An 18586-nucleotide genomic window follows, 5' to 3' on the forward strand; every position below is an offset into this window, starting at 1 on the left:
TCGATCACTGCGCCGCGCCCGCAGGGCCGGAAAGCCGCCGTTGTGGCAGCATCGGCGCAGTGAACAGGGCGCAAGAGCGGTCCAGGGCGAGGAGGGCGGCGCGGACGACGTCCGTGTGGGCGTTCCCCGTGCTGGGCGCCCTGGTGCTCGCCGCGTGCTCCGGCGGCCGGACCGTCGAGCCGCTCGCGCCCGAGGTGGTGGCCGAGCAGATCGCCGACGCGCTTCAGGAGGAGGTCGGGGTCCGGCCGGTCGTCGCGTGCGCCGAGGAGCTCGAGGCCGAGGTCGGCGCCGAGATCGTGTGCGACCTCAGCACCGAGGCGGACCCGGAGACCATCTACCCGGTCACCGCGACCGTGACGGCCGTCGACACCGACACCGGGCAGGTGGACTTCGACGTCGCCGTCGCCGACGCCCCCGAGGGCAGCGAGGGACCGACGACGTCGACGGAGCCCACCGGCACCGGCACCGGCTGAGCGCCGCTCCGGGCGGCGACGGCGGGGCCGCCCTCAGACGCGCCCGCCGAGGCGGCCGAGCAGCAGGGCCTCGGCGAGCACGACCCTCTCCAGCTCACCGAGGTGGACGGACTCGTCCTCGCTGTGCGCGCGCGAGTCCGGGTCCTCGACCCCGGTGACGAGGATCCTGGCCGCGGGGAACACCTCCTGGAGCTCGGCGATGAACGGGATCGACCCGCCCACTCCGATGTCGACGGGCTCCCGCCCCCACGCCTGGGCGAACGCCCAGCGCGCCGTGCGCATCTCCTCGGTGTCCTCGGTGGCGTCGAACGCCTGCCCCCGCTCGCCCGCGGTGACGGTGACCTGGGCGCCGAACGGGGCGTGGGCGATCAGGTGGTCGTGCAGGAGCCGCTCGGCCTCGGCGGGGTCCTGCCCGGGAGCGATGCGCATGGAGAGCTTCGCCCGGCAGACCGGGGCGATGGTGTTGGACGCGTGCGCCACCGACGTGGCGTCGACGCCGATGACGGAGATCGCCGGCCTGGTCCACATCCTGGCGGCGAGCGGCCCGGTCCCGGCGAGGCGGTAGCCGTCCACGACGGCGGCGTCCGCGCGGAACTGCTCCTCGGGGTAGTCGACGTCGGCCTCGGAGCGCGAGACGAGCCCGGCGACGGCCACGTCGCCGCGGTCGTCGTGCAGGGTGGCCACGAGGCGGGACATGAGCGTGACGGCGTCCAGGACCGGGCCGCCGAACATGCCCGAGTGCACCGCGTGGCCCAGCACCCGCACCTCGACCTCGCAGTCGACGAGGCCGCGCAGCGAGGTGGTCAGGGCCGGGACGCCCACCTTCCAGTTGCTGGAGTCGGCGACGACGATGACGTCGGCCTCCAGCCGGTCGCGGTAGGCGCGCAGGAACGGCGTGAAGGTCGGCGAGCCGATCTCCTCCTCACCCTCGACGAAGACGGTGACCCCGACGCCGAGCTCGTCGCCGAGGACGCGCAGTGCGCCGACGTGGGCCATGATCCCGGCCTTGTCGTCGGCGGCGCCCCGGCCGTAGAGCCTGTCCCCGCGCCGGGTGGGCTCGAACGGGTCGCTCCCCCAGCCGGCCGCGTCCCCCGGGGGCTGGACGTCGTGGTGCGCGTAGAGGAACACGGTGGGAGCGCCGTCGGGCCCGGGACGGTGGGCGACGACGGCGGGGCGGCCCCGGGAGCCGTCGGGCAGCTCGACGTCGAGGACGTCGACCTGCGGCATGCCGGCGTCGCGCAGCAGGGCGGCGACGGCGTCGGCGCTGGCGCGCACGTGGGTCTGGTCGAAGGCGGGGGCGGAGACGCTGGGAATGCGCACCAGCGCCTCGAGGTCGGAGCTGATCCGGCCGAAGGCCTCGTGGGTGCGGCGGGCGAGTTCGTCTACGGTGGTCACCCGAGCGAGGGTAGTGCCGGCCCGTCCACCCACCGGCGGGACGCCCCGTCGGACGGTCGCGCTCGACTACCCTGCTGTGGTGATCGGACGCAAGAGGACCCCCGTCGAGCCCGAGCCCCAGCCCGTCGAGACCGTCAACGGCAAGGGCCGCCGCACGCCCACGCGCAAGGAGGCCGAGTCGCGCAACAAGCGCCCGCTCGTGCCGGACGACCGCAAGGAGGCCAAGCGGATCGCGCGCGAGAAGCGCAACGAGGCGTACCTGAAGCAGCGCCAGGCCATGGCCACCGGCGACGAGCGCTACCTGCCGCTGCGCGACAAGGGTCCGGTGCGCCGGTACGCCCGCGACTACGTGGACGCCCGCTGGTCGATCGCGGAGTTCTTCATGCCGCTCGCGCTGGTGATGATCGTCGCGATGATGTTCGCCGGGCAGTTCCCGGAGCTGGCGAACGCGCTGGTGCTCGCCATGTACGGGGTGCTGCTCGTCGCGATCGTGGACTCCCTGATCATGGTCCAGCTCCTCAAGCGGCGGCTGCGCAAGAAGTTCGGCGCCGACCAGATCCCCGCCTGGACCGGGTTCTACGCGTTCGGTCGCAGCTTCTACTTCCGGCGCATGCGCCAGCCCAAACCTCAGGTCGGCCGGGGCGAGTACCCCGCGTGACCTTCCCGGTCGGCCGGGGCCAGTTCCCCGCATGACCGTCGCGGTCGGCCGCGCCCGCACCTGGGGGCGGTCGGTCTCGGCCGGCGGCCCCGTAGCAGCGGACCGCGGGCGTCCGTCGCCGCGCGGACCGCGGCGGACGGTCCCTACGATCGGGTCATGGTCAACCACGTCCACCTCGGCCGCTCCGGCCTGAAGGTCTCCGAGATCGTCTACGGCAACTGGCTCACGCACGGCTCCCAGGTGGACCAGGACACCGCCCAGGCGTGCGTGCACGCCGCCCTCGACGTGGGCGTCACCACGTTCGACACCGCCGACGCCTACGCCAACGGCAAGGCCGAGAAGGTCCTGGGCAAGGCACTGAAGGGGCAGCGGCGGGAGTCCCTCGAGATCCTCACGAAGGTCTACTGGCCCACGGGGCCCAAGGGCCCGAACGACGCCGGGCTCTCGCGCAAGCACATCATGGAGTCGGTGAACGCCTCGCTGCGGCGGCTGGGCACCGACTACGTCGACGTCTACCAGGCGCACCGCTACGACGTCGCGACGCCGATCGAGGAGACCATGCAGGCGTTCGCCGACGTCGTGCGCCAGGGCAAGGCGCTGTACATCGGTGTCTCCGAGTGGACGGCGGAGCAGATCCGTTTCGCGCACGACTTCTCGAACGACCTCGGCTTCCAGGTGATCTCCAACCAGCCGCAGTACTCGATGCTCTGGCGGGTCATCGAGGATCAGGTGATGCCCACCTCCGAGGACCTCGGGATCTCCCAGATCGTCTTCTCCCCCGTGGCCCAGGGTGTGCTGAGCGGCAAGTACGCCCCCGGCGGCGAGCTGCCCAAGGGCTCGCGGGCCCGGGACAAGAAGGGCGGGGCGTCGACGATCAGGCGCTTCCTCGACGAGGACCTGCTGAACCGGGTCCAGGAGCTGCGGCCCGTGGCCGAGGAACTGGGCCTGACGATGGCGCAGCTGGCCGTGGCGTGGGTGCTGCAGCACGACAACGTCGCGGCCGCCATCATCGGCGCGTCCCGGCCGGAGCAGGTGGCGGAGAACGTCGGCGCCTCCGGGGTCCGGATCCCCGAGGAGCTGATGGTCCGCATCGACGACATCCTGGGCGACTCCGTCGTCCGAGACCCGGCGCTGACCTGGGAGAACGCCCCGCACGGACGTCCCTGACCGTTCCGGAGCCCCGGAGCCCCGGAACGGGAGCGACCGCGTGCGTCCGCGCTGCCTCGGCGGTGGGTCCGCGCCGCCTCAGCGGTGGGCCAGCGCCCGGTTCACCCGGCCCGGCCAGGCCGGGCCCTCGTAGACGAACGCGGTGTAGGCCTGCAGCAGGTCCGCCCCGGCGTCGATCATCGCGCGGGCGTCGGCCTCCGACGCGATGCCGCCGACGCCGATGATCGTCGCCCCCTCCCCGAGCCGGCGGCGCAGGCGGGCGACGACGTCGCGCGAGCGTTCCCGCAGCGGCGCGCCCGAGAGCCCGCCCGGCCCGAGGTCGTGGGCGATCGTGGTGTTGGTCGCCACGACGCCCGCGAGATCGAGCTCCAGCACGAGGTCGGCGACGGCGTCGACGTCCTCATCCGTCAGGTCCGGGGCGATCTTGACGAACAGCGGCACCGCCCGCCCGGCCGACTCGTCGGCTGCGGCGCGCACGGCGGCCAGGATCGGCCGCAGGGAGTCGACGGCCTGCAGGTCGCGCAACCCCGGCGTGTTCGGCGAGGACACGTTGACCACGAGGTAGTCGGCCCACCGGGCCACCTCCCGGGCGCTCGTCACGTAGTCGGCGACCGCCTCCGCCAGCGGGGTGACCTTGCTCTTGCCGATGTTCGCACCGACGACGACGGAGCGGCCGCGCCGGGTGGCCCGCAGCCGCCGGAGCTCCTCCCCGGCGGCCGCCGCCCCGCGGTTGTTGAAGCCCATCCGGTTCCGCAGGGCCCGCAGCTCCACGTGGCGCCACAGCCGCGGGCGGTCGTTGCCCGGCTGCGGCCGTGCCGTGACCGTGCCGACCTCGACGAACCCGAACCCGAGCATGTCCATGCCGAGGACGGTGTCGGCGTCCTTGTCCATGCCGGCCGCGAGGCCCAGGACGCCCGGGACGGGTCTGGCGAACGGTCCGCCGTCGGCCGCTGCAGGCACCGGGGCGGCGGGGCGCCGTCCGAGCGTGGCACGCACGGCGCCGGAGAGCACCGGCACCCCGGAGACCGTCCGGATCAGGCGCATGGCGAGCAGGTGCGCCTGCTCGGGATCGACGCGGACCGCCAGCGTGCGGAAGAGGAGGGGGTACACGCCGCGAGCCTACCGGCGTGGTTGCCGTCGCCCAGGGCCGGAGGGTCAGCGCTGCTCGGCGCGGGCGGCGATGCGGGCGGGGCTGGAGTGCCACAGCCACGCGATGCCCAGCAGCGGGAGCACCGCCGGCACGTAGCCGTAGCCGCTGCCGAACCCGGACCAGACCGTGTCGTCCGGGAACAGCTCGGGGCGCACGAGGCTCAGCGTGCCGACCGTGACGACCCCCACGAGCTCGAACACCACGGCCGTCCAGCCGATGCGGCGCATGCGCCGGCCGTTGTGGCCCAGGGCGACCGTGGCGAGGACGTACACCAGGCCGGCGACGGCGGAGAGGGCGTAGGCGAGGGGTGCCTCGTCCGCCTTCGTGATCAGCTGGACACCGGCGCGGGCGGAGGCGGCGACGGCGAAGATGCCGTAGACGAGGATCAGGACGCGCCCGAACCCGTACGCGGGCCGGCGCGTGTCCTCGGCCGACGTGGTGACCACGTGCTCCCGCCCGGAGCTGACCGCCGGCGCCTGCTCGTCGCTGATGCTCATGCCGTCCTCTTTCACGCCGTCCATAGTTGCCAGACCCGAGCCTGCATCGCCAGGATCGCGACGCACACCACCAGCAGCGCCACCGAGCTGGTCCGGGTGCGGTCGGTCATCGCCCAGACGGCGGCGACCGGCAGCAGGAACAGGGCGGTGACCAGGTACCCCCAGAAGGTCCACGGCTCCCCCGGGCCGTTCCCCACGGCGCCCGCCACCAGGGCGACGACCGCCTGCGCCAGCAGCGCCAGCTCGACCACGGCGCCGCCCACCAGCTGCTTGAACAGCACCGGCCGGCCGCGCACCGCGTACCACGCCGCCCACAGGCCGAGCGCGCCGGCCAGGACGGAGGTGAGCAGGACGGTGAGGAGCACCCGGGGAGGTTACCGCCCTCGAGGGCCCGGCTAGCATTCGGAAGGTGACCGACCTGAAGCTCAGCACCAAGGATCCTGCCCGCACCAGCGCCGACGCGATCGTCCTCGCCGTCGCCCAGGACGACGACGGCCCCCGCCTCCTGCCCGCCGGGCTCCCGCAGAAGAGCGTCGCCGGGCTGGCGGACCTGCTGCCCGCCCTGGGGGTGGGCGGGAGGACGGACGAGGTGGTCCGCGTCCCGGCCGGGGAGCAGCTCGCCGCGACGGTCGTCGTGCTCACGGGCGTGGGCAAGGTCACGGACGGGGAGGTGGGCCTCGAGGCGCTGCGCCGCGCGGCCGGTGCCGCCGTGCGCTCGCTCGCCGGGTCCGCGGACGTGGTCCTGGCGCTGCCGGCCGACGACGCCGCCCAGGTCGGGGCCGTCGCCGAGGGCGCCCTGCTGGGCGCCTACCGTTTCGACCACTACAAGACCTCCGACCCCGCCCCCGTGGCGCGGATCGAGCTCGCCACCGCGGCGGCGCGGCAGAAGGAGGCCAGGGCGGCGCTGGCCCGGGCGCGGGCGGTGGCCGACGGCGTGCGCGGCGCGCGGGACCTGGTGAACGCCTCCCCGCGGCACCTGTACCCGGAGTCCTTCGCGGAGGAGGCGCGGGCGGCCGCCAAGGGCACACGGGTCAAGGTCTCCGTCCTGGACGAGCAGCAGCTCGCCGCCGGAGGCTACGGCGGCCTCGTCGGCGTGGGGCAGGGTTCCGCCCGGCCGCCGCGCCTCGTCAAGGTCGTCCACGCGCCCGCCCGCGCCCGGGCCCACTACGCCCTCGTCGGCAAGGGCATCACCTTCGACTCCGGGGGACTCTCCCTCAAGCCCGCCAAGGGCATGGAGAACATGAAGGACGACATGGCGGGCGCTGCGACCGTCCTGCACACCGTGCTCGCCGCGGCCGCCCTCGACCTGCCGGTGAAGGTCACCGGCTGGCTCGCGCTCGCGGAGAACATGCCCGGCGGCGGCGCCCAGCGCCCCTCCGACGTCGTCACCATGCGCGACGGCACCACGGTGGAGGTGCTCAACACCGACGCCGAGGGCCGCCTGGTGCTCGGCGATGCGCTCGTCGCGGCGCGGGAGGAGACTCCGGACGCGATCATCGACATCGCCACGCTCACCGGCGCCCAGATGGTCGCCCTCGGCAGCCGGGTCGGCGCCGTCATGGGCACCGACGCCGCGCGCGAGGAGGTTCTCGCGGCGGCCGGGGCCGCCGGCGAGCAGTTCTGGCCGATGCCGCTGCCCACCGAGCTGCGCGAGTCGCTGAAGTCGCCCGTCGCGGACATCGCCAACATGGGCGACCGGTACGGCGGCATGCTCGTCGCCGGGCTGTTCCTCAAGGAGTTCGTCGGGGACGTCCCGTGGGCGCACCTGGACGTCGCGGGGCCCGCCTACAACGAGGGGAACCCGTACGGCTACACGCCCAAGGGCGGCACCGGTATGGGGCTGCGCACGCTGCTCTCCGTGCTCGAGGCGGCCGCGGAGCGCTGAGGTGAGGCACAGGTGGCGGCACGCCGTCGCCAGGTGTCGGACGCCCGCGCTCCCCGGTGCCTCCGCGCCGCGCAGCCGGCGCAGCGGCGGCCTTCTCACCGTGCGGCCACCGGGCCGGTGTGACCGACGGCACCCGCCGGCCGCGGGGCTCGCGACCTGGGACGAATGGGCCTGGACGCGGTTTGGGTGAAACAATGGCCGCGAACCTGACCCAGCCAGGGTCATTGCGCGCGCTCAAGGAGAGGTACGTGGCTGATACGCAGGAGTACGACATCGTCATCCTGGGAGCCGGGAGCGGAGGTTACGCGGCGGCGCTGCGGGCCGCCGAGCTCGACCTGAAGGTGGCGCTCATCGAGGCCGACAAGCTCGGCGGCACCTGCCTGCACCGAGGGTGCATCCCCACGAAGGCGCTGCTGCACTCCGCCGAGGTGGCCGACACCATCCGCGAGAGCGCGGGCGTGGGCGTCAAGAGCTCGCTCGAGGGCATCGACATGGGTGGGGTGAACTCCTTCAAGGAGGGCGTCGTGAACCGCCTGTACAAGGGGCTGCAGGGCCTGGTCTCCTCCCGCAAGGTCGACCTGATCAACGGCTGGGGCAAGCTCGTCTCGCAGGACACCGTCGAGGTCGACGGCAAGCGGTACAAGGGCAAGCACGTCATCCTCGCCTCCGGCTCGTACTCGAAGTCCCTGCCGGGCCTCGAGATCGGCGGTCGGGTCCTGACGTCCGAGCAGGCGCTCGAGCTCGACTTCCTCCCCAAGAGCGCGATCGTCCTCGGCGGTGGCGTGATCGGCGTGGAGTTCGCCTCGGTGTGGAACTCCTTCGGCTCGGACGTCACCATCATCGAGGGTCTGCCCAACCTCGTCCCGAACGAGGACGTCGCCCTCTCCAAGGGCCTCGAGCGCGCGTTCCGCAAGCGCAAGATCGCCTTCCACACCAAGACGATGTTCTCCGGTGTCGAGCAGACCGACGACGGCGTGAAGGTCACCACCCAGGACGGCAAGACGTTCGAGGCCGAGCTGCTCCTCGTGGCCGTCGGCCGCGGCCCGTCCACCGCCAACCTCGGCTACGAGGAGAACGGCATCCCGATGGAGCGCGGATTCGTCCTCACGAACGAGCGCCTCCACACCGGGGTCGGCAACGTCTACGCCGTCGGCGACATCGTGCCGGGCCTGCAGCTGGCCCACCGCGGCTTCCAGCAGGGCATCTTCGTGGCCGAGGAGATCGCTGGGCTCAACCCCGCGCCGATCGTCGAGTCCGGCATCCCGCGGGTGACCTACTGCGAGCCGAACGTCGCCTCGGTCGGTCTCACCGAGGCCGAGGCCAAGGAGGCGTACGGCGCGGACAACGTCCAGGCGCTCGAGTACAACCTCGGCGGCAACGGCAAGTCGCAGATCCTTCAGACGGCCGGTTTCGTCAAGCTCGTGCGCGAGAAGGACGGCCCGATCGTGGGTGTCCACATGCTCGGCGCGCGCCTGGGCGAGCTCATCGGCGAGGGCCAGCTCATCGTCAACTGGGAGGCCTACCCCGAGGACGTCGCCGCCCTCATCCACGCCCACCCGACGCAGGACGAGGCACTGGGCGAGGCCGCCCTCGCCCTGGCCGGCAAGCCGCTGCACGCGCACAACTGACCCGATCGAAGGAGATTTCAGGACATGTCTGAGTCCGTGAAGATGCCCGCGCTGGGCGAGTCCGTCACCGAGGGCACCGTCACGCGGTGGCTCAAGGCGGTCGGGGACACGGTCGAGGTCGACGAGCCGCTGCTCGAGGTCTCTACCGACAAGGTCGACACCGAGGTCCCCTCCCCGATCGCGGGAACCGTCGAGAAGATCCTCGTCGAGGAGGACGAGACCGTCGAGGTCGGGACCGAGCTCGTCGTGATCGGCGACGGCTCCGGCTCCGGCGGCGGCGAGTCTGCCCCCGAGGAGACCGGGACGAGCGGCGAGCCCGACACCGCCCCTGCTGCGGGCGAGCAGCCCGCCGCCGAGGAGGTCGAGGCGGCGCAGCCTGCCGCCGAGGAGGCCAAGCCGGCCGAGCAGGCGAAGGAGGAGGCCACCGCGTCCGCCCCCTCGGGCGGCGGCGAGGCGTCCGGCGAGGCCGTCAAGATGCCCGCGCTCGGCGAGTCCGTCACCGAGGGCACCGTCACCCGCTGGCTCAAGGCCGAGGGTGACACGGTCGAGGTCGACGAGCCACTGCTCGAGGTCTCCACGGACAAGGTGGACACCGAGGTGCCCTCCCCCGTCGCCGGGACGGTCGTCAAGATCCTCGTGCAGGAGGACGAGACGGTCGAGGTCGGCACCGACCTCGCGATCGTCGGCGCGGCCGGCGCTGCGGCCCCGAAGGCCGAGGCCCCCGAGGAGAAGGCCGAGGAGCCGAAGGCCGAGGAGCCGAAGGCCGAGGAGCCGAAGGCCGAGGAGCCGAAGGCTGAGGCCCCCAAGGAGGAGCCGAAGGCCGAGGAGCCCGAGGCTGAGGCCCCCAAGGAGGAGCTCAAGGCCGAGGAGCCCAGGCCCGCGGCGCAGGAGGCTCCCAAGCCCGAGACCCGCCGCGAGGCGCCCCGGGCCGCGGCCGCCGCCGGCACCGCGTACATCACCCCGCTCGTGCGCAAGCTCGCCGGGGACCTGGGCGTCGACCTCGGAACGGTCGAGGGCACCGGCGTCGGTGGCCGGATCCGCAAGCAGGACGTCGAGGCCGCGGCCGAGAAGGCCGCCGCCGAGAAGGCTGCGGCCGCCGCCCCGGCCGCAGCCGCGCCGGCCGCGCCCGCAAGGGCCGCGGCTCCGGCCGAGGTGTCCCCGCTGCGCGGGACCACCGAGAAGATGTCGCGCCTGCGCAAGGTCATCTCCAAGCGCATGCGCGAGTCGCTGGACACCTCCGCCCAGCTCACCTCCGTCATGGAGGTCGACGTCACCCGCATCGCGAACCTTCGGGCCCGCGCCAAGTCCGCGTTCCAGGCGGCCGAGGGCACGAAGCTGACGTTCCTGCCGTTCTTCGTCAAGGCGGCGACGGAGGCGCTCAAGTCGCACCCGAAGCTGAACGCCACGATCGACGGCGAGCAGGTCATCTACCACGGCGCCGAGCACATCGGCATCGCGGTCGACACCCCGCGTGGCCTGCTGGTCCCGGTCATCAAGGACGCCGGCGACCTGACCATCGGCGGCATCGCCAAGCGGATCAACGACCTGGCTGCCCGCACCCGCGACAGCAAGGTCACGCCGGACGAGCTCTCGGGCTCGACGTTCACGATCACCAACACCGGCTCGGCCGGCCTGCTGATCGACACGCCGATCATCAACCAGCCCGAGGTCGCCATCCTCGGTGTGGGCACGATCGTCAAGCGACCCGCAGTGGTCAAGGACGCCGAGGGCAACGACACGATCGGCATCCGCTCGATCATCTACCTGTCGCTGACCTACGACCACCGTCTGGTCGACGGCGCCGACGCCGGCCGCTTCCTCTCGGCCGTCAAGGCGCGCCTCGAGGAGGGCGCCTTCGACGCCGAGGTCGGTCTGTGACGCGCTGACGCGTCGACGACGGGGCCCCGCACCGGTACCGGTGCGGGGCCCCGTGGCGTCCCGCCCCGACCGCGGTTAACGTTGCGCATGGCCACCGCCGCGGTGCACACCGCTCCTGAGGCACCGCACGCCACGACGCGCACCGTGCTCGTCGCCGGCTCCTCCGGCTTCCTGGGGCACCACCTCCTCAGGCACCTCCGACGCCGTGGCGACCGTGTCCGCCGGCTGGTCCGGCGGGAGCCGCGCGGCCCGGAGGAGGTGCGCTGGGACCCAGCCGGGGGCTCTCTCGAGCCGACCGCCCTCGAGGGCGTGGACGTCGTCGTCAACCTCGGCGGGGCGTCCCTCGGTCGGCTGCCGTGGACGCCCGCCTACAAGGAAGAGATTCTCTGCTCCCGCGTCGACGGCGCCCGCGTGCTCGCCGAGTCGGCCGCCCTGGCGGTGACCCGCCACGGTCGGCGGGTGCGCTTCCTGCAGGCCAGCGGCACGGACTTCTACGGCGACCGCGGGGAACAGGTCCTCACCGAGGCCAGCGGGCCCGGCGCAGGGTTCCTCGCCGAGGTCTGCCAGCAGTGGGAGGCGGCGACCACGCCGGCGGCCGACGCCGGGGCGGACGTCGTCCTCCTGCGGACCTCCCCCGCCCTTGCCCCCTCCGGCGGGGCGATAGCGCCCCTGACCACGCTCATCCGCCTGGGGCTCGGCGGCCCGATCGCCGGCGGTCGCCACTGGTTCCCGTGGATCACCCTCGCCGACCATGTGCGTGCCCAGCTGCACCTCATGGACTCGGCGCTCGCCGGCCCCGTCAATCTCACGGCGCCGGGCGCCGCCAGGCAGGGCGAGCTGGTCGACGCCCTGGCCTCGGCGATGCACCGGCCCGCGGTTGTGCACGCCCCCCGCTGGGCGCTCGCCCTCGCCGGCCGGGACTTCGCCGACTTCCTCGCCTCCTCCCGCCGGGTGGAGCCACGCGCGCTGCTCGACGACGGCTTCACCTTCAGCCACCCGGACCTCGCCGCGGCGGCTCCCTGGGTGGCCGACCGCCGTCGCGAGGCGCGCCGCTGACCCCACCTGAACGGGGCGGCGCCCGGCGTCGCGGATCGGCGTGGACCGGCCCGGGGCCCGGTTCGGCGGGGCGGATCCGGGCCGGGGCCGGGCGGCCTGCCGTGTCCCTCAGCCCTGCGCGGGCGGGCAGCCTGCCGTCTCCTCGAGCCGCCATGGCGCGGGACCCGCGAGCACCAGCCGGACGCATCGCGGGTCCCGGGCGGCCACCGGCAGACCGACAGCCTGCGCCCCGCCGGCGGGCATCAGGCGGTACTCCCCCTGCCGCAGCACCACGTCCACGACGGCGCCCGGTCCTGTCCCCCCTGTCGCCTCCACGAGGACGACGTCCTCGACGGTGGTGCGCAGGTCCTCCGGCCGCAGCCCCGCCGACCGCAGCTGCTCCACCAGCGCCTCGTCCTCGCGGGCGGCGGGCGAGCCCGGCACCGTCAGCCGCGCGAGCGCCTCGGTCTCGCCCCGCCGCAACGCCTCGTCGCGCGCGCCGACGAGCCCGCGCACGACGGTGGAGGCCTCCGCCGGTCGCAGAGACGCCGGGGATGCGGGCGTGCCGCCGGTGACGGCCAGCGTGACCCCCACGCCCAGCGCGGCGAGGGCGAGCGCGCCACGAGCACCCGGCACACGGCGGGAGCGGCGGTGCCGGCCACGCGGGCGGCGGGGCGGGGCGAGCTCGGTGGCGGCCTGCCCGGACCGCAGCCGGGCCTGGGCGAGGTCGGCTCCGGAGGGCAGCTCGATCTCGCCGGGAGGTGACAGGGACACCGCTGACCGGGCGAGGTCCCGGGCGGCCGGGCGCAGGTCGGGGTCCGGCGAGAGTGCCGCGGCGAGGACCTCTGCGGCGCGTGTCTCACCGGACGCCCACCCCACCACGCGCGCGAGCGCCCAGACGTCGGCGGCGGTGCTCGCCGGTGCACCGCGACGACGCTCCGGCGCGACGAAGCCCGGCGTGCCGCGCTCGTGCGCGACGTCGGCGGCGAGGTCCACCAGTACGGGCACGCCCGCGGCGGTCAGCACGACGTTCGTCGGGGCGACGTCCCCGTGGACGACCCCGTGGTCGTGCAGGTGCGCGAGCGCGGCGGCCAGCGCCCCCAGGAGCGTCGCCGCCGCCCCCGGCCCCAGGTCGCCGCGGGCGCTCCGTACCGTCGCCAGCGTCGGCCCCTCGACGATCTCGGAGACGAGCGCGCACCTGCCCGGGTCGACGCCCACGACGTCCAGCACCTTCGGCAGGTGCGGGTGCGCCGTCGAGCGCAGGGCGCCGAGGCGCCGCAGCGTCGCGGTCCCGCGCTCACCGGGCGGCAGGCGCACGAAGGCGACCGCGACCGGTCGGCCGGCAAGGTCTCGCGCGCCCCACACTGCCCCGCCGGCCCCGAAGCCCACCGGCGCCTCGAGCAGGTACCCGGGCACCGCCGGAACCTCGGCGGGACGGGACCGGCTGCGCAGGACGGGCATGGCCCGACCCAAGCACGGCTCCGGGCCGCCCGCCCACGTCCTCCACAGGCCCGGGCCGGGAGACCTGCCTGTGGAGGGCGCGGACTAGGATCGACGCGTGCACGTCGAACGCGTCAGCCTCGGTACCGAGCTGGTGGACTACCGCTGGGCGTGGGAGGTCCAGCGCCGCGTCCACGCCCAGGTCGTCGCCGGTGAGCGCCCGGACACCGTGCTGCTGCTCGAACACGCCGACGTCTACACCGCCGGCAGGCGTACCGGCCGGGGCGAACGCCCCACCGACGGCACCGAGATCGTCGACGTCGACCGCGGCGGCCGCATCACCTGGCACGGTCCCGGTCAGCTCGTGGCCTACCCCATCGTGCGCCTCGCGGAGCCCGTCGACGTCGTCGTCTACGTGCGCGCCCTGGAGGAGGCGGTCATCGACGTCGCGGCGCACCACGGTGTCGCCACCGCGCGCGTCGCCGGCCGCTCCGGGGTCTGGGTGCTCGCCGACGACCGTGGCCGGGACCGCAAGCTCTGCGCCGTGGGCGTGCGGGTCGCACGCGGGGTGACCATGCACGGCCTCGCCCTGAACGCCGATCCGGACCTGTCGGCCTACGACCGGATCGTGCCCTGCGGTATCGAGGACGCCGACGTGACGTCCCTCACGGCCGAGACCGGCCGGACCGTCACGCCGCTGGACGTCGTCGACGACCTCGAGCACGAGCTCGTCCGTGCGCTCACTCCGCTCACCGTCGGCGCCCCCGCCCTTGCCGCCCGCTCCTGAGCCGCCGACCGCGGCGGTTCGGCCCGACCACTGGTGCCACGCCCGGCCCCCGAAGGCCCGGCCACGTACTATCGAACGCACATCATTCACGAGAAGGACGGGGTTCCCACCGTGACGATCGCCCCCGAGGGCCGACGGATGCTCCGCGTCGAGGCGCGCAACGCCGAGACGCCCATCGAGCGCAAGCCCGAGTGGATCAAGACCAAGGCCGTCATGGGCCCGGAGTACCGCGAGCTCAAGCAACTGGTGCACGGTGGCGGCCTGCACACGGTCTGCGAGGAGGCGGGCTGCCCCAACATCTTCGAGTGCTGGGAGGACCGGGAGGCCACCTTCCTCATCGGAGGATCGGAGTGCACCCGCCGCTGCGACTTCTGCCAGATCGACACGGGCAAGCCCTCCGCGCTCGACCGTTCGGAGCCGCTCAAGGTGGCCCGGTCCGTCCAGCAGATGGGGCTGAAGTACTCCACGATCACCGGCGTCGCCCGCGACGACCTGGAGGACGGCGGCTCCTGGCTGTACGCCGAGACGGTCCGCCAGATCCACGCGCTCAACCCGGGCACCGGCGTCGAGCTCCTCATCCCCGACTTCGACGCCAAGCCCGACCAGCTCGCGGAGGTCTTCTCCTCCCGGCCCGAGGTCCTGGCCCACAACCTCGAGACCGTGCCGCGGATCTTCGGCCGCATCCGTCCGGGCTTCCGCTACGAGCGCTCCCTGCGGGTGATCACCGCGGCCGCCCAGGACGGGTTCGTCACGAAGTCCAACCTCATGCTCGGCATGGGAGAGACCTTCGACGAGGTGGTCGACGCCATGCAGCAGCTCCGCGACGCCGGCACGGACCTGCTCACCATCAACCAGTACCTGCGCCCGTCCGTGCGGCACCACCCGGTGGAGCGCTGGGTCAAGCCGGAGGAGTTCGTCGAGCTCTCCGAGATCGCCGAGGAGATCGGCTTCCTCGGGGTCATGGCCGGCCCCATGGTCCGGTCCAGCTACCGCGCCGGCCGCCTGTGGGGCCGCGCCATGACCAAGAAGGGCCTGGAGGTGCCGCCCGCGCTGGCGCACCTGACCGAGCCGACGACGTCCCGCCAGGAGGCGGCCGCGCTGGTCCGCTGAGGTGCCCGGCAGCTCGGCGCGCTGCGCCACTGCGGGCGCTTCCTGCGCTGCTGGGACGCACGTTCCTGGCCATCGGCCTCGTCGCCAGGCTGCCGTCCCGCTGGGCCGGCCGCGGCGGTCAGCGACGCCCGCTGCTGCTCCTCGCGCCGTCAACGCCGCGGCCCCGCTGGCCGGGTCGCTGGCCGACGGGCGGGGCGTCTGGGCGGGGCGCCTGGGCGGGATTTCGTCGTGGCGGCCGCCGCCGGACTCGGCTCGCCGTCGTCGCCATCCTGTCCCGCCGACCACGCACCGTCTCGACCAGGTACGACGACGGTCTCCGGAAGGCGCTCTGACGAGGGCGCCGGCCCGCCCCTGCCCGACCGGGCACGAGCCCGCGGGTCGGTCCACGGTGTCCGCGCGGGCCGGTATCCTTGGCGATCATGGCCCGCAAGAAGAACGAGGGCGCGAGCGACTCCGCCGCCCCCACGGAGAAGAAGCAGCGCTGGTACCACAACCTCCGGGACGCCTACCGGCTCACGCGGCAGGTCAACCCGTCGGTCACCTGGCTGCTGATCGGTGTCTTCGTCCTGGTCATGGGCGTCTCGCTCGCGATCGGCTTCGTCTGGGGCCACCCGGTCTACATGGCGTTCTTCGGCCTGCTGCTGGCGCTGATGCTCATGATGGTGGTGCTGGCCACGCAGACCCGGAAGGCCAGCTACTCCCAGATCGACGGGCGCCCCGGCGCCGCCGGGGCGGTGCTCGGCCAGATCCGCCGTGGCTGGAACATCGAGGAGCAGCCTGTCGCGGTCAACCCGCGTCATCAGGACCTGGTCTACCGCATGGTCGGCCGGCCCGGCATCGTGCTCGTCTCGGAGGGCCCCTCCCACCGCGTGACGCGCATGCTCGAGGACGAGCGGAGGAAGGTCTCCCGGGTGGCGCCGAACGTCCCCGTCCACCTGGTGCAGTACGGCAACGAGAGCGGTCAGGTGCCCATCGGCAAGCTCACCAAGACGGTGCAGGGCTTCAAGAAGACGCTCACGACCGCGGAGGTGGCACAGGTGGCCCGGCGTCTCCAGGCGCTCGGCAGCACCAAGATGCCCATCCCGAAGGGCGTCGACCCGATGAAGGCCAGGCCCGACCGCAAGGGCATGCGCGGCCGCTGACCCCTGGCCCCGTCCCGCTCTCCTCTCGAGACGGATGGATCGGGTGCTCGTCGCAACGCCTGGGACCGCCCGTCATCTCCTCGTCGGGACGTCAGCTGCTCGCCGGACCGTCAGGTCCTGGCGAGCAGCTGTGTCTGTGCGTGGCCGTACAGCGGCGAGCTCGTGACGTGTCACCGAGCCCTTCGACGTGACACCGTGCCTTCGACGTGTCAGCGCGGCGGTGGCAGGTCAGCGGATGCGGGTGACGACCGTGCCGGCGGCGACGTCGTGCAGGCCCCGGCCGTCCTTCCCCCACACGACGGCGGGGATCACCAGGCACAGCAGGACGGTGCGCACCAGCGCACGGACCGGCCCGGCCGGGCCGCGGCCGGCGGTGCGGATCGCCAAGCCCAAGATCACGTGGCCGACGGTGGCGCTGAGGGTGGCGACCATGAGCCAGGTCGTCAGCGCGAAGATGCCCAGGGTGGCCAGCTCGTGGTAGCCGAAGAAGCCCGCGCTGATCGCCGACGCGAGCGCCCAGTCGATGAGGAGGGCGACGATGCGGCGCCCCAGGCCGGCGACGGGCGGGAACTGAGGATCGGGCACCACTGCAGGGTATCCGGGCGCCGGCGGCCGCCCCGCTCACGCGGGCGGGCGGGCGGGTGTGACGAGCGCCATCGTCACGCCGCCCCGCGTAACATGCCGGACACATTCAGGTGACACACGAGAAACTGCCGAAGGCTAGTTTCGGAACCGTTCCCCGGGATCGACGATCGCGGCCACTCCCCCAGAGCCCTACCCCTCAAGGAGCCAACGGATGTTCTCAAACGCCGAGGAGGCAATCGCCTTCACGAAGGAGCAGGACGTCAAGTTCGTCGACGTCCGCTTCTGCGACCTGCCGGGCGTCATGCAGCACTTCAACATCCCCGTCGAGGCGTTCAACGAGGACGCGTTCACCGACGGCCTGATGTTCGACGGGTCCTCCATCCGTGGCTTCCAGGCGATCCACGAGTCGGACATGAAGCTCGTGCCGGACGTGACCTCGGCGTTCGTCGACCCGTACCGCAAGCAGAAGACCCTGGTGGTCAACTTCTCCATCGTCGACCCGTTCACCGACGAGGCGTACTCCCGCGACCCGCGCAACATCGCCGCCAAGGCCGAGGCCTACCTGCGGAGCACCGGCATCGCCGACACCGTCTACTTCGGCGCCGAGGCGGAGTTCTACGTCTTCGACGACGTGCGCTTCCAGACCACCCAGCACTCGAGCTTCTACTACCTCGACTCCGCCGAGGCCGCCTGGAACACCGGTCGCGACGAGGACGGCGCCAACCTCGGGTACAAGACCCGCTACAAGGGCGGGTACTTCCCCGTCTCCCCCAACGACCAGATGGCGGACCTGCGCGACGAGATGGTCCGCGTCCTGCAGGAGGTGGGCCTCGACGTCGAGCGCGCGCACCACGAGGTGGGCACCGCCGGCCAGCAGGAGATCAACTACCGTTTCGGCACCCTCCGGGCCGCGGCGGACGACGTGATGAAGTTCAAGTACATCATCAAGAACTCGGCCTGGCAGGCGGGCAAGTCCGCCACCTTCATGCCCAAGCCGCTGTTCGGCGACAACGGCTCGGGCATGCACTCGCACCAGTCGCTGTGGAAGGACGGCAAGCCGCTGTTCTTCGACGAGCGCGGCTACGGCGGCCTGTCCGACCTCGCCCGCTGGTACATCGGCGGGCTGCTCCGCCACGCCCCCTCGCTGCTGGCGTTCACCAACCCGACCGTGAACTCCTACCACCGGCTGGTGCCCGGCTTCGAGGCCCCGGTCAACCTCGTGTACTCGGCCCGCAACCGCTCCGCCTGCATCCGCATCCCGGTCACCGGCTCCTCACCCAAGGCCAAGCGCGTCGAGTACCGCGTGCCGGACCCGTCGTCGAACCCGTACCTCGCGTTCTCGGCGATGCTCATGGCCGGCATCGACGGCATCAAGAACCGGATCGAGCCACCGGAGCCGATCGACAAGGACCTCTACGAGCTCCCGCCCGAGGAGCACGCCCAGATCGAGCAGCTGCCAGACTCGCTGCCCAAGGCGCTCGAGGCGCTCGAGGCCGACCACGACTACCTGACCGAGGGCGACGTGTTCACCCGGGACCTCATCGAGACCTGGATCGACTACAAGCGCACCAACGAGATCGACCCGCTGCGGCTGCGCCCGCACCCGCACGAGTTCGAGCTCTACTACGACCTGTGACGGGTCGTTGAGCTGAACGGCCGGGGGCCGGTGCCGGAAGGCGCCGGCCCCCGGCCGTCTCTGCGGGGGCGCCGTCGGGGGGGCCGGGGGGGGGCCGGGCGCGGGCCCCCCCCCCCCCCC

Annotated in this window: 17 protein-coding genes; 11 read left to right on the forward strand and 6 right to left on the reverse strand. The window is 73.2% G+C overall.

From position 1 onward, the window contains the following. The first annotated feature begins 59 nt into the window (after nt 1-59). Nucleotides 60-473 (forward strand): DUF4333 domain-containing protein, encoded by a 414-nt coding sequence (locus KZX45_RS02170; protein ID WP_248256052.1) that lies wholly within the window; start codon nt 60-62, stop codon nt 471-473. A 33-nt stretch (nt 474-506) separates the two neighbouring features. On the opposite strand, the gene KZX45_RS02175 is transcribed toward KZX45_RS02170, so the two are convergent. Beyond that, complete coding sequence (locus KZX45_RS02175) at nt 507-1868, reverse strand: dipeptidase (protein WP_248256053.1); 1362 nt, start codon at nt 1866-1868, stop codon at nt 507-509. A gap of 79 nt (nt 1869-1947) precedes the next feature. Between KZX45_RS02175 and KZX45_RS02180 the strand changes: the two genes are divergently transcribed. Further along, entirely contained in the window at nt 1948-2526 is a 579-nt protein-coding gene (locus tag KZX45_RS02180) for a DUF3043 domain-containing protein (protein ID WP_248256054.1), read from the forward strand. 156 nt (nt 2527-2682) lie between these two features. Next, a complete protein-coding gene (locus KZX45_RS02185; protein ID WP_248256055.1) occupies nt 2683-3693 on the forward strand; it encodes an aldo/keto reductase family protein in 1011 nt (336 codons plus the stop codon). 78 nt (nt 3694-3771) lie between these two features. Here the strand turns inward: KZX45_RS02185 and KZX45_RS02190 are convergent, their stop codons facing one another. The 3 genes from KZX45_RS02190 to KZX45_RS02200 are packed head-to-tail and all read right to left on the reverse strand — an operon-like array spanning nt 3772 to nt 5705. Then, entirely contained in the window at nt 3772-4803 is a 1032-nt protein-coding gene (locus KZX45_RS02190) for a quinone-dependent dihydroorotate dehydrogenase (RefSeq protein WP_248256056.1), read from the reverse strand. Nucleotides 4804-4848: 45 nt separating this feature from the next. Then, entirely contained in the window at nt 4849-5340 is a 492-nt protein-coding gene (locus tag KZX45_RS02195; protein ID WP_248256057.1) for a hypothetical protein, read from the reverse strand. 11 nt (nt 5341-5351) lie between these two features. Continuing rightward, nucleotides 5352-5705, reverse strand: coding sequence for a hypothetical protein (locus KZX45_RS02200; RefSeq protein WP_248256058.1), 354 nt, complete (start codon nt 5703-5705; stop codon nt 5352-5354). A 44-nt stretch (nt 5706-5749) separates the two neighbouring features. On the opposite strand from KZX45_RS02200, the gene KZX45_RS02205 reads away from it, so the two are divergent. From KZX45_RS02205 to KZX45_RS02220, 4 genes are all read left to right on the forward strand, one after another. After that, nucleotides 5750-7225, forward strand: coding sequence for a leucyl aminopeptidase (locus KZX45_RS02205; protein WP_248256059.1), 1476 nt, complete (start codon nt 5750-5752; stop codon nt 7223-7225). A gap of 194 nt (nt 7226-7419) precedes the next feature. Then, nucleotides 7420-8853 (forward strand): dihydrolipoyl dehydrogenase, encoded by a 1434-nt coding sequence (lpdA, locus tag KZX45_RS02210; protein ID WP_282453115.1) that lies wholly within the window; start codon nt 7420-7422, stop codon nt 8851-8853. A 24-nt stretch (nt 8854-8877) separates the two neighbouring features. Then, nucleotides 8878-10731 (forward strand): 2-oxoglutarate dehydrogenase, E2 component, dihydrolipoamide succinyltransferase, encoded by a 1854-nt coding sequence (gene sucB / locus KZX45_RS02215; protein ID WP_248256061.1) that lies wholly within the window; start codon nt 8878-8880, stop codon nt 10729-10731. Nucleotides 10732-10818: 87 nt separating this feature from the next. Next, nucleotides 10819-11787, forward strand: coding sequence for a TIGR01777 family oxidoreductase (locus KZX45_RS02220; RefSeq protein ID WP_248256062.1), 969 nt, complete (start codon nt 10819-10821; stop codon nt 11785-11787). Nucleotides 11788-11895: 108 nt separating this feature from the next. Here the strand turns inward: KZX45_RS02220 and KZX45_RS02225 are convergent, their stop codons facing one another. Beyond that, a complete protein-coding gene (locus tag KZX45_RS02225) occupies nt 11896-13227 on the reverse strand; it encodes a protein kinase (RefSeq protein ID WP_248256063.1) in 1332 nt (443 codons plus the stop codon). 97 nt (nt 13228-13324) lie between these two features. On the opposite strand from KZX45_RS02225, the gene lipB reads away from it, so the two are divergent. The 3 genes from lipB (at nt 13325) to KZX45_RS02240 (ending at nt 16245) form a co-directional block, all read left to right on the forward strand. Then, nucleotides 13325-13993, forward strand: coding sequence for a lipoyl(octanoyl) transferase LipB (lipB, locus tag KZX45_RS02230; RefSeq protein WP_248256064.1), 669 nt, complete (start codon nt 13325-13327; stop codon nt 13991-13993). A 111-nt stretch (nt 13994-14104) separates the two neighbouring features. Next, nucleotides 14105-15103: a lipoyl synthase gene (gene lipA / locus KZX45_RS02235; protein WP_248256065.1), complete on the forward strand. Its 999-nt coding sequence runs from the start codon at nt 14105-14107 to the stop codon at nt 15101-15103. Nucleotides 15104-15522: 419 nt separating this feature from the next. Continuing rightward, nucleotides 15523-16245 carry a DUF4191 domain-containing protein gene (locus tag KZX45_RS02240; protein WP_248256066.1) on the forward strand — a complete coding sequence of 241 codons (723 nt, stop codon included), beginning with the start codon at nt 15523-15525 and terminating at the stop codon, nt 16243-16245. Between the two features lie 228 nt (nt 16246-16473). Here KZX45_RS02240 and KZX45_RS02245 read toward each other — a convergent pair whose 3' ends face one another. Beyond that, nucleotides 16474-16830: an RDD family protein gene (locus tag KZX45_RS02245; protein ID WP_248256067.1), complete on the reverse strand. Its 357-nt coding sequence runs from the start codon at nt 16828-16830 to the stop codon at nt 16474-16476. Nucleotides 16831-17041: 211 nt separating this feature from the next. Here KZX45_RS02245 and glnA point away from each other — a divergent pair, with 211 nt between their 5' ends. Next, nucleotides 17042-18466, forward strand: a complete 1425-nt coding sequence (gene glnA / locus KZX45_RS02250) for a type I glutamate--ammonia ligase (protein ID WP_248256068.1) — start codon at nt 17042-17044, stop codon at nt 18464-18466. The last annotated feature ends 120 nt before the right edge of the window (nt 18467-18586 follow it).

Origin of the sequence: Georgenia sp. EYE_87 (assembly GCF_023148685.1) — a bacterium.
Classification (GTDB): Bacteria; Actinomycetota; Actinomycetes; order Actinomycetales; family Actinomycetaceae; genus Georgenia.